14 protein-coding genes are annotated in these 15,060 nt (G+C 70.5%); 7 read left to right on the top strand and 7 right to left on the bottom strand.

Features of this window, described 5'->3' with window-relative positions; all coding sequences use genetic code 11:
• The first annotated feature begins 3 nt into the window (after positions 1–3).
• The 4 genes from H504_RS0119905 to H504_RS42070 all read left to right on the top strand — a co-directional run bounded on the left by H504_RS0119905 (position 4) and on the right by H504_RS42070 (position 1,783).
• Positions 4–387, top strand: coding sequence for a fluoride efflux transporter FluC (locus tag H504_RS0119905; RefSeq protein ID WP_026424203.1), 384 nt, complete (start codon positions 4–6; stop codon positions 385–387).
• The gene (gene crcB / locus H504_RS0119910) at positions 384–734 is read left to right on the top strand and encodes a fluoride efflux transporter CrcB (protein WP_026424204.1); all 351 of its coding nucleotides are present in this window, start codon (positions 384–386) and stop codon (positions 732–734) included. Before H504_RS0119905 ends, crcB begins: the two co-directional genes overlap by 4 nt.
• 21 nt (positions 735–755) lie before the next feature.
• On the top strand, positions 756–1,358 hold the full coding sequence (locus H504_RS0119915) for a hypothetical protein (RefSeq protein WP_026424205.1): 603 nt from the start codon (positions 756–758) through the stop codon (positions 1,356–1,358).
• A 113-nt stretch (positions 1,359–1,471) separates the two neighbouring features.
• A complete protein-coding gene (locus tag H504_RS42070) occupies positions 1,472–1,783 on the top strand; it encodes an STAS domain-containing protein (protein ID WP_051386055.1) in 312 nt (103 codons plus the stop codon).
• A gap of 1,213 nt (positions 1,784–2,996) precedes the next feature.
• Here the strand turns inward: H504_RS42070 and H504_RS0119925 are convergent.
• Both H504_RS0119925 and H504_RS42605 read right to left on the bottom strand, forming a co-directional pair.
• Complete coding sequence (locus H504_RS0119925; RefSeq protein ID WP_026424207.1) at positions 2,997–3,311, bottom strand: ArsR/SmtB family transcription factor; 315 nt, start codon at positions 3,309–3,311, stop codon at positions 2,997–2,999.
• A gap of 26 nt (positions 3,312–3,337) precedes the next feature.
• Positions 3,338–5,542, bottom strand: coding sequence for a protein kinase domain-containing protein (locus H504_RS42605; RefSeq protein WP_157440521.1), 2,205 nt, complete (start codon positions 5,540–5,542; stop codon positions 3,338–3,340).
• Positions 5,543–5,728: 186 nt separating this feature from the next.
• Between H504_RS42605 and efeU the strand changes: the two genes are divergently transcribed.
• From efeU to efeB, 3 genes are read left to right on the top strand one after another with little or no spacing between them, the layout of a single operon-like run.
• Positions 5,729–6,604 carry an iron uptake transporter permease EfeU gene (gene efeU, locus H504_RS36050; protein WP_084467914.1) on the top strand — a complete coding sequence of 292 codons (876 nt, stop codon included), beginning with the start codon at positions 5,729–5,731 and terminating at the stop codon, positions 6,602–6,604.
• Positions 6,601–7,749, top strand: coding sequence for an iron uptake system protein EfeO (gene efeO / locus H504_RS0119945; RefSeq protein WP_035305005.1), 1,149 nt, complete (start codon positions 6,601–6,603; stop codon positions 7,747–7,749). Before efeU ends, efeO begins: the two co-directional genes overlap by 4 nt.
• The gene (gene efeB, locus H504_RS0119950) at positions 7,746–8,984 is read left to right on the top strand and encodes an iron uptake transporter deferrochelatase/peroxidase subunit (RefSeq protein ID WP_026424211.1); all 1,239 of its coding nucleotides are present in this window, start codon (positions 7,746–7,748) and stop codon (positions 8,982–8,984) included. Before efeO ends, efeB begins: the two co-directional genes overlap by 4 nt.
• A gap of 10 nt (positions 8,985–8,994) precedes the next feature.
• On the opposite strand, the gene H504_RS0119955 is transcribed toward efeB, so the two are convergent.
• From H504_RS0119955 to H504_RS0119975, 5 genes are all read right to left on the bottom strand, one after another.
• A complete protein-coding gene (locus H504_RS0119955) occupies positions 8,995–9,819 on the bottom strand; it encodes a spermidine synthase (RefSeq protein ID WP_169735426.1) in 825 nt (274 codons plus the stop codon).
• 370 nt (positions 9,820–10,189) lie between these two features.
• A complete protein-coding gene (locus H504_RS36055; protein ID WP_051386056.1) occupies positions 10,190–10,663 on the bottom strand; it encodes an FHA domain-containing protein in 474 nt (157 codons plus the stop codon).
• 66 nt (positions 10,664–10,729) lie between these two features.
• Positions 10,730–12,082, bottom strand: coding sequence for a vWA domain-containing protein (locus H504_RS36060; protein WP_051386057.1), 1,353 nt, complete (start codon positions 12,080–12,082; stop codon positions 10,730–10,732).
• Positions 12,079–12,963: a protein phosphatase 2C domain-containing protein gene (locus tag H504_RS0119970; RefSeq protein WP_026424213.1), complete on the bottom strand. Its 885-nt coding sequence runs from the start codon at positions 12,961–12,963 to the stop codon at positions 12,079–12,081. The genes H504_RS36060 and H504_RS0119970 overlap by 4 nt, the downstream gene beginning before the upstream one ends.
• Position 12,964: 1 nt before the next feature.
• Positions 12,965–14,926 carry a serine/threonine-protein kinase gene (locus H504_RS0119975; protein ID WP_026424214.1) on the bottom strand — a complete coding sequence of 654 codons (1,962 nt, stop codon included), beginning with the start codon at positions 14,924–14,926 and terminating at the stop codon, positions 12,965–12,967.
• Positions 14,927–15,060: the final 134 nt, after the last annotated feature.

Here is a 15,060-nt window from a genome sequence, read left to right on the forward strand (position 1 = left end):
GCGGTGGCGGTGCGGCAGACCAGCGCGGCGGTGATCACGGTAGCGGTGGGCGGGGTGATCGGGGCACTGGCCAGGTACGGCGCGGGCACGCTGTGGCCCGGCCCGTGGACAACGCTGGGAATCAACGCTGTCGGATGTCTGACGATGGGTGTATTGATGGTCTTGGTGACCGAGGTCCGCATTCCGCACCCCCTGGTCAGACTGTTTCTCGGAACGGGCGTCCTGGGTGGATTCACCACTTTCTCGACATTCTGCGCGGATTTCTGCCGACTGGTCCCGACGGCGCCGCTGGAAGCATTCAGTTACCTGATCGCCACGCTTACAGCGGCACTCGCCGGGGTGTCACTGGGAATGTTCACCACCCGGCGGCTGGCGGGGCTGCGGTGAACCCGGTCGCGCAGGTCGCGCTGGGCGCGGCCGTCGGCGCCCCGCTGCGCTACCTGGTCGACCGGGCCATCCCCCGGCCCACCGGGTTCCCGCGCGGCACGCTGGTGGTCAACGTGGTCGGCAGCACCGTGCTGGGCGTGGTCACCGGGGTCGCGCACCTGCAACTGCTGCTGGGAACCGGCTTCTGCGGGGCGCTGACCACGTACTCCACCTTCTCCTACGAGACCACGGTCCTCTTCGAGGCGCGGGCGCCGCGCCGGGCCGTGCTCAACGTGGTGCTGTCGGTGACCGCCGGGGTAGCGGCATTCTGGGCGGGCCTCGCCGGCGGGCAAGCCCTCGCCGGCTGACCCGCCCGGCCGGAGGGACACATGAAGGTCTACGCCGAACGCCCGAACCGCCTGCTCCGCCAACTGCTCGCCGACCTCGCCGCCATCGCGGTGGCCGGGCTGGCCGTGTGGCTGGCGCTGACCGTCCGCGACACCGTGCTCGCCCTGCGCGCCCCCGGCGACCGCCTGGTCGACGCTGGGACCGCCTTACGGGGCACCTTCGACACGGCGGCCGACAAGGCCAGTCACGTCCCGTTGGTGGGCGGCTCACTGGCCGACGCGCTGCACACCGGGTCGGACGCCGGAATCCGGATCTCCGACGCGGGCTGGCAGCAGATCAGCGCGGTGGAGGACCTGGCGTTCTGGCTGACGGTCGTGCTGATCGTGGTACCGGTGCTGTTCCTGGTGCTGACCTGGCTGCCACTGCGCGTGCACTACACCCGTCAGGCCACCGGGGCCGTGCGGCTGCGCGCGCTGGGCGAGCACGGTCACGACCTGCTGGCGCTGCGCGCGTTGTCGACCCAGCCGTTCACCCGGCTGGCCGGAGTCGGCCCGGTGGGCGACGGCTGGCGCTCGGCCGACCCGGCGGCGGTCCGCGTGCTGGCGGGCCTGGAACTCCGCCGACTCGGTCTGCGCGAGGTGTGAAACCCCCGCACTTCGAGTCCACTTCGGACATCCGTCACACGTGGGTGTCACGTGTGGCCCTCGCCCGAAGCGGGTACCTCGCCGCTACAGCCAAGCTGAGGAGCCCAACCGCGGTGAAGACCGATCCCCACACCCTCGACATCGCCCACCTACGCGACGGCGGGCTGGCGCTCAGCGGGGAACTCGACTACGCCACCGCGCCGGAACTGACCGCGATGGTGGCGGCGCTGCCGTTGCCGCGGGGAGCCATCCTGACCCTTGACCTCGGGGAGTTGGCGTTCTGCGACTCCAGCGGGTTGTCGGCGCTGCTCACCGCGTACAAGCGGGTGACTGGGGTCGGGGGGAGGCTGTCCGTGCCGGCGATCGACCCGAACCTGGCCCGGATGCTCGCCATCACGGGGCTGTCGCATCTGTTTCGGCCGTGATCGTGATCAGAACCGGACGCTGAGCCGGGGGTGCTGACGGCGGGTGGGCCGGCGACGGCCGTGGGCGCCGCGCTGTTGGGGCTGTCGAGTTGTCCACATTGGGTCGACGTATCCCCAGCTTCCGCACGTTCCTTCCGCCATGCCCGTTAGCCGGTAGACTGGGACCGGGGCCGCCCCCCGGGATGGGGTGGGGGCCGCCTGGACCCGTCCGGGCCGTCAAGTTGTCCACATCGGCTCGACCCATCCCCAGCATCCACACGATCCTTCCGCCATGCCCGTTAGCCGGTAAACTGGGACCGGGGCTGCCCCCCGGGAGGGTGGGGGCCGCCCGGAGGGTGCAGGGTTCCGTCGGAGTCGGTTTTGTGCTGGTGGGGTGGGGATTCCGAGTAGGTGTGGTGGTCGGGTGGTGTCGCGGGCCATGGGGCGGTGGGCTTGGGCGATGGTGGTGGTTCCGGTCAGGCGTGGGGCGCTGAGGGCGAGGGTGCGCGGGGTGGCTGTGGCGCGGGGTGTGGTGGCGGTGCGGGCTCGGGAGTGGTCTTCGCGGTAGGTGGGGTCGCGGACCCGGTGCTCGCTGGGCGCGACATACCGGCCGCGATGAGGATCCCGCCGCGTTCCCAGCGCGGCGCGTCCGCGACCCACTCTCTAGATCATCGCCGTGAGGGGACAGGACCGGCGGCCACCGGCGCCATGGTCAACACCGTGGCCTGCGAGTGACGCACCCCATGCGGAGATCCCGCCACACAACACCGTGTTGAAGGTGTTCCCGACCCGCACGGTCCACCACGAGCGCGATCGGGGAACAGGCAGTCTCACATGATCATGGGACCCGGGGCACTCATGATCAACCAGAGACCGTTCTCCCATGCGGACCACCGACTGTGACGGAGCCCTGCGGGACGAGGTGGGGGCCGCCCGGACCCGTCGGGGCGGTCGAGTTGTCCACATCGGGTCGACCCATCCCCAGCATCCAGACGATCCTTCCACCACGCTCGCCAGCCGGTAGACTGGAACCGGGGCCGCCCCCCGGGATGGGGTGGGGGCCGCCTGGACCCGTCGGGGGCGTTGAGGTGTCGGCGGTGGGGGTCTGGGTGGATGCGTTGAGGGCGATCGTGGCGGCGGCCAGCAGTATGGCGGCGGTGAGTCGGAGGGTGTTCGGCGAGTACAGCCGTCTCATGGGGGGATCCCCTCTCTCGCCAGGGAATACCGATGGGGGTTACGGCTGCGTGGTGAGGGTGCGGGCGGCGGCGGCGATGGTGGTGGGGGTGAGGGTCAGGGCGAACGGGGTGACCTCGTAGAACTTCATGGCCTTGCCGTCGGCGGAGAGTTCCAAATGCGCCGAGACCAGGCCGGCCGCTTCGAGCTTGCGGAGGTGGACCTGGAGCAGGGCGCGGCTGATGCCCAGTTCGCGGGCGAGCCTGCTGACGTAGGTGCGCTCGCCGACAAGGGTGGCGATGACGCGCAGGCGGTGCGGGTTGGCCAAGGTCGCCAGCATGCGGACCAACTCGTCGCCCGAGGGGGTCGCGGACATGACAACGGAAGTTAGCACATGCCAACCTATGGCGCCGGGTCGTAGGCGTCGGGGGCGTGTCGGTGCAGCGCGGCCCGCAGGTCGTCTGTGTCGCGGTGCCTGCGCCGGGGGCTGAGGTGGTGCGAGACGGGGTAGACCCGGACGCCGCCGTGACGTCGGGAGAAGCGCTTGCCGAGGTCTTTGCCGGTGTGGGGGTCACGCAGCCACAGGACCAGCCACGGCTTGGCGTCACCGACCACGCGGACCCGGGTGATCTCGGACCAGCGCAACTGCCGCTCCCCCGCGCCCGACGAGACCCACAGCCCGACACCGGTCACCGCGACAGCCTGCCTGCGGGTACGGAGAGCACGCAGCACCCCCCGAACAGCCTGCAAACCGAGCAGCACGACAACCGCCACACACCCCGCGACGACGGTGGAGTCGCTGGAGGCGGTGGCGACCAGGAACGGGACAACCATCGCGACGACCGCCGCCGACGCCCACAACAACGGCACCGCCCGCCCGGTCCGCAACTCCAGCCGAGCAAGAGCGACCCCAGATTCGACAGCGACGGTTGATCGCCGGGCCCGACCGGAGTCGACGTCGGCAGGCCGCTCACCGGACCACACGCGAGTCCGGGGCGAAACACCGCCCGACACCACAGGCGACGGGGCCGGACCCGCTCCGCTCTGCCCACCCTCAGGCCACGCGCGGGTCGGAGGCACACCAGCGCCAGGCTGAGCACGGGTACCTGATGCCGCGGATGAACGATCCCGACCGGAGTCCACGTCGGCAGACTGCTCACCAGACCACACGCGGGTCCGGGGCGGCACACCGTCCGAGGCCGCAGGCGACGGGGCCGGATCCACTCCGGCGAGCCAATCCCCCGGCCAGGCGCGGGTCGGAGGCGCATCAGCGGCCGCCCTGGCGGACCGACCCTCAGACTGAGCACGGGTGCCTGGCACCGCAGATGAATGATCCTGACCGGAACCCACGTCGGCAGACTGCTCACCAAACCACACACGAGTCCGCGGCGAAACACCATCTGACACCACGGGCGATGGGGCCGGATCCACGCTGGCAGGCCCACCCTCAGGCCACGCGCGGGTCGGAGGCACATCAGAGCCCGCGCCGACGGACTGAGCACTGGTGCCCGGCACGGCGGATGAACGATCCCGACCGGAGTCCACGTCGGCAGACTGCCCACCAGACCACACGCGGGTCCGGGGCGAAACACCGTCCGAGGCCGCGGGCGACGGGGCCGGATCCACTCCGGCGAGCCAATCCCCCGGCCAGGCGCGGGTCGGAGGCGCATCAGCGGCCGCCCTGGCGGACCGACCCCCAGACTGAGCAGGGGTACTCGGCTCCTGACCGGGGTCCGGTCCGACCGGCCACCCCTCGGGCACGGCACGCGTCCGGGACGGGACAACGCTGGACGCGGTGCCCGGGAGCCAGGTACAGCCCGATTCCTCGATCAACTCGGCTGTGGTGGGGCGGAGTTCTGGTCGGGTGTTGAGGCATCGGGACAGCACGGGGCGCAGGGCGGAGGGGACTCCGGTGAGGTTTGGGCCGGTGTGCACGGCTCGGTACAGCAGGGCGTGTGGCTCGGCTTCGCCGAAGGGGCCTTGACCGGCGGCGGCGTAGACGATGACGGCGCCGAGGGCGAAGACGTCGCTGGGAGGGCCTACTTCGTGGCCGGAGATTTGTTCTGGGGAGAGGTAGCCGGGGGTGCCGAACAGGACTCCGGTCGCGGTCATGGCGGTGCCGTGCAGTGCTTTGGCGATGCCGAAGTCGATCACGCGGGGGCCGTCGGCGGCGAGGAGGACGTTGGACGGTTTCAGGTCGCGGTGGACCAGGCCAGCGGTGTGGATGGCGGTGAGGGCTTCGGCCAGGCCTGCGAGCAGTGCGCGCAGGACGGGTTCGGGGAGGGGGCCACTGGCGCGGACGACCTCGGTCAGGGTTGGGCCCGCGACGTACTCGGTGGCCAGCCACGGTCGGTCGGCGTCCGGGTCGGCGGCGACGACGGCGGCGGTCCAGAAGCCGCCGACGGCGCGGGCCATGGCGATCTCGTTGCGGAAGCGGGCGCGGAAGTCGGGGTCCTCGGCGAGGCCCGCGCGGGCGACCTTGACCGCGACGAGCCTGCCGCCCGGGGAACGGCCCAGGTAGACCGTGCCCATCGCGCCCCGGCCGAGGCGGCCGAGCACCGCGTAGTCACCGACCGTGCGCGGATCGCCGACCACCAGGTCCCGCATCAGGTCACCCCCTCACCAGCAGGCTACCGATTCGTTATCGTCCAGCCGACCCGCGAAGCGCCCGGCATCAGGACAAACCGGGCGTTTCCGGTCGGTTGCCGGAGGATGTCACCTTTGTCGCACTGGACAAGCCAAGCAAGCCTTACCTAGGTTTTCAGAGGTAAGGCTTGCCGAACCCAGTGGGAGGTGACCGTGGAGTACATCTTCAGCAGCGCGCTGATCGGTCTGCGTGAGGGCCTGGAAGCGACCCTGGTGGTCAGCATCCTGCTCGCGTACCTGGTCAAGGCCGATCGCCGGGGCGCGCTGCGCTGGGTGTGGCTCGGTGTCACGGTGGCCGTGCTGCTCGCGGTCGGGGTCGGCGCGCTGATCACCTTCACCAGCGCGCACCTGCCGTTCGAGGCGCAGGAGACCTTCGGCGGGAGCATGTCGCTGGTGGCGGTCGCGTTCGTCACCGGCATGGTGTTCTGGATGCGCGGCGCGGCCCGCAAGATCAGCGGTGAGCTGCGCGGGAAGCTGTCGGACGCGCTGAACATCGGCCCGGTGGCCATCGCGCTGGTCGCGTTCCTCTCGGTCGGCCGGGAGGGCCTGGAGACGGCGGTCTTCTTCTACGCGACCACCCAGTCCGCGGGCGAGAACAGCGGCCCGCTGGTCGGGTTCGTGATCGGCATCGCGCTGGCCGTCGCGCTCGGCTGGGCGCTCTACCGGGGCGCGCTGAAGATCAACCTGAGCCGGTTCTTCACCGTCACCGGCGTGCTGCTGATCTTCGTCGCCGCCGGGGTGCTCGGTTACGGCCTGCACGACCTGCAGGAGGCGGGCGTGCTGCCGGGGCTCAACGCGCTGGCCTTCGACCTGTCCGGCCCGATGCCGGAGGACTCCTGGTACGGGGCGCTGGCCAAGGGCATCTTCAACTACTCGGCGCGCACGACCGTCGTGCAGGCCGTCGCCTGGGTCGCCTACGTCCTGGTGACCCTCACCGTTTTCCTCTGGCCCGCGCGCACCAAGACCGCCGCCCCCGCGGCGAGCGCGCAGCGCCCCGTCCCCGCCCAAGGAGAGACCACGTGAGATCGCGCCTGCAGCACCTGGGCGTCTGCCTGACCGGACTGGCCGCCATCAGCACCCTCGCCGCCTGCGGTGGCGGGGACGACAAGGCGGCGGCCGCCGGGGCCGGTGGCCCGATCACGGTCGAGGCCAAGGACGACGGCTGCGGCGTGCAGCGCGCCGAGGCGCAGGCGGGCACGATCACCTTCGAGGTCAGCAACAAGGGCTCCCGGATCACCGAGTTCTACCTCTACGCCGAGGGCGACCGGATCATGGGCGAGGTGGAGAACATCGCCCCCGGCCTGACCCGGCGGCTGATCGTCGAGGTGCCCGACGGCGGCAGGTACCAGACCTCGTGCCGCCCCGGCATGACCGGCGACGGCATCCGCGCCGACTTCACCGTCAAGGGCTCGGCGAGCCGCAACACCGACGACAACGCGAAGCTGGCCGAGGCGACCCAGGGCTACCAGCGGTACGTCAACGCCCAGGTCCAGCCGCTGCTGGACAAGACGGGCGAGTTCGTCACCGCGGTCAAGGCGGGCAAGGTCGACGCCGCGAAGGCCGTCTACCCGGTCGCGCGCACCTACTGGGAGCGGATCGAGCCGGTCGCGGAGAGCTTCGGCGACCTCGACCCGCGCACCGACTCCCGCGAGGCAGACCTGGAACCGGGGCAGGCGTTCACCGGGTTCCACCGGCTGGAGAAGGACCTGTGGGTCAGCGGCCTGCAGCCGGACAGCGGCAAGGTCGCCGACCAACTGCTCGCCGACGTCACCGAGATCGCCACCAGGGCCAAGACCGTGGCGTTCACCCCGCTGCAACTGGCCAACGGCGCCAAGAGCCTGCTCGACGAGGTGGCCACCGGCAAGATCACCGGCGAGGAGGACACCTTCTCGCACACCGACCTGTGGGACTTCCAGGCCAACGTGGAGGGCTCGCAGGCGGCCATCGCGGCGCTGCGCCCGCTCGTGCAGGAGCGCGACGCCGCCCTGGCGAAGACCATCGACGAGAAGTTCGCCGCCGTCACCGGCCTGCTGGACAAGCAGCGCGACGGCGACGGCTACAAGCTCTACGACAAGCTGACGCAGGCGGAGATCAAGGCGTTCGCCGAGGCCGTCGACGCGCTGGGTGAGCCGATCAGCAAGGTGGCCGAGGTGGTGGCGCAGAAATGACCGGGGTATCGCGGCGGGGGTTGTTCGGCCTGGCGGGCGCGGGAGTCGCGGTCGCCGGGCTGGGCGCGGCGGCCGGAGTGCTGGCGTCGGGCGCGGAGAAGCCCGCGGGACCGTCGGTCGACACGTCCGCCCCGGTGCCGTTCCGCGGTGACCACCAGGCCGGGATCACCACCCCGGCCCAGGACCGGATGCACTTCGTCGCGTTCGACGTGACGACCAAGTCCCGCGGCGAGCTGGTCCGGTTGTTGAAGGACTGGACAGCCGCCGCGGAGCGGATGACCGCGGGCAAGGAAGCGGCCGAGGGCGGCGCCGTCGGCGGTATTCCGGAGGCGGCACCGGCGGACACCGGTGAGGCGCTGGACCTGCCCGCGTCGGCGTTGACGTTGACGATCGGGTTCGGGCCGTCGCTGTTCGACGACCGGTTCGGGCTCGCGGGCAAGCGCCCCGAGGCCCTCGTCGACCTCCCGCACTTCCGCGGGGACAACCTCGAAGCCACCCGCTCGGGGGGCGACATCTGCGTGCAGGCGTGCGCGAACGACCCGCAGGTCGCCGTGCACGCCATCCGCAACCTGGCCCGGATCGGCTTCGGCAAGGTCGCCGTCCGCTGGTCCCAACTGGGTTTCGGCCGCACGTCGTCCACCTCGAAGGCCCAGGCCACCCCGCGCAACCTGTTCGGCTTCAAGGACGGCACGAACAACCTGAAGTCGGAGGACCCGGGCCTGCCCGCCCAGGTGTGGGTCACCGACGGGCCGGACTGGATGGTCGGCGGGTCGTACCTGGTCGCGCGGCGGATCCGGATGCACATCGAGATCTGGGACCGGACCTCGCTGGCCGAGCAGGAAAGCATCGTGGGGCGGGCCAAGGGCAGCGGCGCCCCGCTCGGGCAGCAGAACGAGTTCGACGCGGTCGACCCGCACGTCCGGGGCGCCGGTGGGGTGCCGTTGGTGCCGGACGACTCGCACATCCGGTTGGCCTCGGAGAACCTGAACGGGGCGAAGATCCTGCGGCGGGGCTACAACTTCACCGACGGGTCGGACGGGTACGGCCACCTGGACGCGGGGTTGTTCTTCATCTGCTTCAACCGGGACACGCGCAGCCAGTTCATCCCGATGCAGCAGGCGCTGTCGGGGAAGGACCGGATGATGGAGTACCTGGAGCACAACGGCTCCGGGCACTTCGCCTGCCCACCCGGACCCGCGGTGGGTTCGTACTGGGGCGAGAAGCTGTTCGCCTGAGCCGTTCCGGTCAGTCCTCTGTGGACTGTACGAACGGGTCGGTGGGCAACGTCGGTGGCGTGACCGGCTCGGCGTCGGTCAACAGCCGAGCCGGGCCGACCAGCGCGCGCAACTCGGCGCCCCAGACGCAGCGCGCCGGGAACGCCGCCGCGGCCGCCCGCGCCGCGATCTCCTCGGTGGGCAGGTCACCGGCCGAGGCGGCCAGCACGATGTTGCCGTACCGGCGGCCCCGCAGGACACCGGGCTCGGCCAGCAGCAACACGTTCCCGAACACCGCCGACAAGGTGGCGACGACCCGACCGGCGAACGGCAGCCCGGGACCGTCGGAGAGGTTCGCCAGGTAGACGCCGGTGGCGCGCAGGACCCGGGAGAGGTCACGGGTGGCCTCGACGCTGTACATGCCCGCCGACACCTGGCCGCGCTCGAAGGCGTCCACCAGGACCAGGTCCACCGCGAGATCCGCCACCCCCGAGACGACCGTGCGACCGTCACCGACGACGATGTCGAGGTCCGGGATCGTGTCGACGGCGAACTGGTCGCGCACCAACGCCACCAACGCCGGGTCGGCGTCGACGACGACCTGCTGGGACCCCGGCCGGGCGGCGGCCAGGTAGCGCGGCAGCGTGCAGGCGCCACCCCCCACGTGCAGGGCGTCCACCGGCGCCGACGAGTCCCCCCAGGAATCCAGCACGTCGGCGATCCGGCAGACGTAGTCGAACTCCAGGTGCCGGGGGTCGTCCAGGTCCACGTAGGACTGCGCGACCCCGTCAACGGAGAGCAGCCACCCGTTGGCGCGGTCAAGATCCCGCACGATCTCGGCGGTGCCGAACCGCACGGGAAAGCGCCCCTGGCGCGGACCTGTCACCCGCACAGCACACCACGACCATCACCGGCCCAACCAGTCAGGGCGGGCTAGGTGTGCTGCCCGGGGAGGTCGCGAACGTGGGGCACGTCGGTGGATGATCTTGAAACAAGGGAAGACCGCGGGGTTGGTGTGGATCACCACAATCTGCCTGGTTGGCCGTTGCGGCGGGCCGTGGAACGGTTCCAGGTGTCTGTCTCCGCCGCGAACCGGTGGGCCGATCGCCACCGTGACCAGGGCGGGTCGGGCGGCGGTCGTGAGGGTCCGTCTGGCCCGAAGGTGGCGACCGGCCCGCATCGCCGCCTGCGGCTCACATCCATGGACGGTGCACCGGGTTGCTCACCTACAACCTGTGGAGCGTCAGCACTGTCCACGCGCCCAGGTAGACGCGGTCGCCGTTGGTGAGGGGGAATGGTTGCTGGGGTGGGATGGGCGTGTGGATGTTGTTGACGAACGTGTGGTTCACCGACTCCAGGTCCACGACGGCCCAGCCGTGCTCGTGGGGGACGAACATGGCGTGGCCGCGGCCGACGGCGGTGTCCTCGGGTGGGCTGCCGAGGTCGATGTCCGGGCGCACGCCCCGGGTCGGGTCGGAGCGGCCAACGAGCAGGCTGACGCCGATGAGGTCGAACCGGCGCGGGGGCAGGAAGCGCGGGAACTCCAGGCGCAGGTCGCTCGTACTGGCCTTCGTCGCGTCGTAGTAGGCGCGGTCGGCGGCCACGGTCACCGACCAGGTTCGGACGGAGGGGCGCTGGATGGCCTGTCCGGACGGCGGTAGCAGCGAGTCGTACCCGTCGACCTCGCAGAAGCGGCCCACCTGCCCGGGGTGGCCGTTGGGGCAGTCCCACAGGGCGGGCGCCTCGGGCTCCGTAACCCGGGCAAGTTAGCTGCCGATCGGCCAGCCGCACTTGTCGCACTCGTCAGGGTTTGTCGATTCGTGACCTCTCGGACAGGTGGGCATCAATGACTTCTCCTCAGGCCGGAGGCGGACGGTGCGTTTGGACGCAATCATGGCCAACTGTTTGAGTACCGACGCTTGGTCACGGACCCTGGCGGGGTCAGTGCGCGCTTCGACGAGCCGGTCCAAGTGCGCAGCAGCCTCCGCATTGCCGCGTTCCCGGGTCAGAGTGATCGCGCGGTCGAACTTGTCGTCGGCCGCGTCCGCGTCCCCGGCGTCGTGTGCGGCCACCCCGTCGTTCACCAGGTCGACGACATGCTCCTGGATGGTGAAATGCGTGACCTGCGCGCTGACCTGGGTGGACAGCTTGAGGTCCTCGGTCCAGAACGCCCGGACTCGGCGCTCCGCAGACTCCTGCTCGCCGGAGACCATGCGGACCTTGGCGGCTATCATGCCCTCGCCGACCTCGCCCGGAGCGAACTCGACGCGCAGGTGGAAGTGGCGGGCCTCGGCGGTCCAGCGCCCGGTCGGGTAGTCGGTGAGCCGGGGCTGGTGGGCCCGGCCCCGGTCGGTAATGTCCACGATCCGGGGGAAGACCTGCTTGAGGAACCGGACGGTGGCGTGCGCGGGGGTCCACAGCCGCATGGTCACGTCGACCGCGGCGGTGCCCATCAGCCGTTCGGTGATCTCGGTGAAGTCGGCGACCAGGTGTTCGGGGTCCGGAAGGCCGCGCACCGACCCGTGCAGGGTGTTGGCGATGTGTTCGAGCGTTTGCGCCTGCCACTCGTCTTCGCCCACCGCGCGGGCGTCGCAGGTGAACTTGCCCTCGCAGGACAGGACCGTGTCGTTGAAGCGCTCGACGGGCTCGTGCTCGTTGCGGCCGTCGGTCAGCAGCACCGCGTGCCGGATCGGGGCCTGGGTGGTTGCGAAGAGATCCGCCGCCAAGCGCAACCAGCTACCGATCGCGGTACCCCCGTCGGCCATGAGGCCACCCACGGCATAGCGGGCCTGTTTGCGTGTCGCGCGGGAGGACTCGGCGAGGCCAACGGTGTTGGGGTAGACCATCGTGGCCGTTTGGGTGCCCGCGACAACGGCGAACTCCACGCCGTCGGGCAAGTCATCGATCACGGCGTTGACGGCACGCCTGGCCTGGACGATCTTGCTGCCGGACATCGAACCCGAGGTGTCCAGCAGGATCACCAAGGCCATCCGCCGGTCGACGCCCGGGGCACCGAGCGTGTCGCCGGTGAGGGTCACCGTAATGATCGCGTCCATGGACCCGCCGCCCATGGGCAGGTACTCGTTCTGGTCGACCTGGATGCCGAAGTCGAAGGTCATCCGGACTGTCCTCCTCCAGCCACGGTGATCGCGGCGATGGTGATGTTGTCGTGACCGCCTGCCGCCAGAGCACGACCGAGCAGGGTGCCCACGACCGCGACGGGGTCCGCCAGGTGGTCCGGCGGGGCGATCAGGCCCGCGTCGACATACCGGGACAGGCCGTCGCTGCACACGATCACGACGCCCGGGGCGGACGGGGTGAACCGGCGCACCTGCGGGTGCGGGTCCGGGGCGTCGGCACCCAACCAGCGCTGCAGCGCGTGCGCACCGGGTTCAGCCAGGCGCGGGTCGTCGAAAGCCGCGCCGCCCGCGATGAGCCTGCCCGCCGCCGAGTCGTCGACGGTGAGCCTGCGCAGCCCCTCGGGGCCAGCCCAGTACGCGGGGCTGTCGCCGATCCAGCCGACAGTCACGCAGTCGTCGATGATCAGCACGGACACATAGGTGCAGCAGGGCGGGTTGTCGTCGGTGGGGCTGCCGGCGAGTGCGGCAGCGTGCGCGGCGGCCAGCGCGGCGGACGTGGTCGCCGCGGACGGCTCGTCTCCCCGGGTGACCGCCACGAGCAATTCGCGCAGGCCCGCTTGGGCCGCGTGGTTGGCGGCGACGGCCGAACCGGGCGAGGACGCCACCCCGTCACACACCACCACCGCCACGGCGTCGTTAAGTTGCCCCACCGCGAGCGAGTCTTCGTTGAGGTCACGGCGCTTGCCGCGATCGGTGACCCCAGCGACCCGATCAAGTTCGAGGACATCGGACTCACCGGAGAACAACAACCGGGGCGTGGTTCCGGACCGGGCGAGCTGGTCACAACCGCACACCTCGCAGAACCGCCAGCCCGGCTGCAGATCCGCCCCGCACTGCGGGCAACACGGCCTCAAGTCCATTTCACACCAACGTCCGCGGTCGGACCTGATTGGCCTGGTCGACCAGCCGGGACCGCAAGCTGCGGTCGCCAGTGAGCGTTGCCAACGCCCGGTACGACTTCTCTAGCCGCACCCGTAAGCGGGTCTCCTCGGCGCCGTCTCGCACCGCCGCCAAGGCGGCGGTGTGGACCTCGATGTCCAACCGCGTGCCGCGCTCGGCGTCCAGTGGGAGCCAGCCCAGCCGCTCGATCGCCTTAGGGAGGGTCCGCGGGTCAGCCACCTCGGCGCGCAGCGCGGCGACCTGGGCGGCGGTGTGGTGAGCGGAGCTTTCCGGGACCTCGTCGAGCACTTCTACAGCCAGGTCGTGGTACCCACCGATGCGGAGGGTGCGGGCCACGCCAAAGGCTGCGCTGACGTAGGACCGGTCGGTATTCCAGACCCGCTCGTAGAGATCGCGAGCCCGGTCGATGTCGTCGTGGTCCAGTTCAAGAGCGGCCGCAAGCGCCAACTTCGGGGCAAGCTCGCCGGGCAGTGCGGAATGGACGGCTTCGAAGGACTGGATGGCGTCTTCGTCCACGTTCCGCGCGAGGGCGATGAGGCCGAGGTACCAGTCGGTACGCCAGTCACCCGGTCGCGCGGCAGTGAACTCGGCGATCGAGTTCCGCGCCTCGTCGATCTGACGCGCCGCGAGGTACGCGTCCGCCAACCGCAGCAGCAACTCCGGGCTGCGCTCCCCCGCGCCCAGCAAGGCGCCGACCAACCGGTCCGGGGCGACCGCGCCGAGCGTCGCGAGGAAGCCGGCGGCCGGGTCGCCCGGGTCGCCCAACGGGCTGGGCAGACCGCCCGGCACCTCACTCCAGTCGATCGACGGCACTGTGCTCACCAGGACAGCACCCGCGCCGGTGCCGAACACCTTGCGCTCACGGGTGAACAGCGTCGAAGTGGTCGTCCGGGGTTCTTTCTGTTCGTGCGCGAGCACCTCGGCGAGGACTCCGAGGACCTGGTGGTGCATGTCAGTGGCTGCGGCGAACCGGAGCGCAGGATCGGGGTGGGCGGCGCGGCGTAGCAACCGGCCGAACGACTCATACGGGCCGTCGAAAGGCAGTTCCTCGGGCAGGTCGTAGATGTTGGCACCAGCGAAAGTAGCGAACGGGAAGCTCAAAACGGCCATGGTGCGGCCGAGGGTGTAGAGGTCGGAGCGCACGTCCGGGCGTTGACCGTCGCGCACCTCCGCCGCCGTGAAGCCGTCCGAGTGGAAAGAGGCGGTGTCACTGCCGACCCGCATCACCCCGCCAAGATCGATGAGCTTCACCTGTTGACCGACCTGCATGGCGTTGTCCGGCTTGAGGTCACAGTAGACGAGGTTGTGCTGGTGCAGGTAACTGAGGGCGGCGAGCAGGTCGTCCGCGTAGCGCAGGACGATCGGCACCGGTAGCGGGGCCGGATCACCATCATCGTTGCGGTTGCGCTGCAGGACGTCGTAGAGGGTGCGGCCAGGCAGGTACTCCATGACGATGTAACCCGCCACTAGGCCGGTGCGCGGGTCGAGGTGCTTGGCGAAGTCGCTGATCTTGACGACATTCGGATGGTCGACCTCAACCAAGTAGCGCTTCTCCCAGGCGGCGGCCTCCACTGCGGCCTGGTCATGCGAGTTGATCAGTCCTTTGAGGACTACCCAGTGCTCGGTGTTCCGGTCCGCCAAGTGGGTGTCGCGGGCCAGGTAGATCCATCCGAAGCCACCGTAAGCGAGGCAGCCGAGCACCTCGTACCGCTGCTCGACCCGACTGCCCCTGGTCAGGGCGGGCACGAACGAGTAGTGGGTGCCGTCTCGCGGGCAATAGCCCACGTCCAGCCCAGGCTGGTCGTCTAGCGGCTGGCCGACGAGCTGGTTGCAAGTGAGACAAACCCGGTCGCGGTAGGGCACTCGCAGATCGTTCAAGACCGCGTCGGCCGGGTCGAGCACAGCGAATGGCGGCAACGTCACCTCTTCAGCGATCGTGCCGCCCGGCCGGTTGGCTTTTCGCCCACTGGCGGGGGATCCACGAGTGATGGCCACCTCTGCTGGTACGACGACAGGGGGCTGCGCCGGCTTGACCATCAGGGCCGCCGGGGCCAGGA

Origin of the sequence: Actinokineospora inagensis DSM 44258 (assembly GCF_000482865.1) — a bacterium.
In the GTDB taxonomy this organism is placed as follows: Bacteria; Actinomycetota; Actinomycetes; order Mycobacteriales; family Pseudonocardiaceae; genus Actinokineospora; species Actinokineospora inagensis.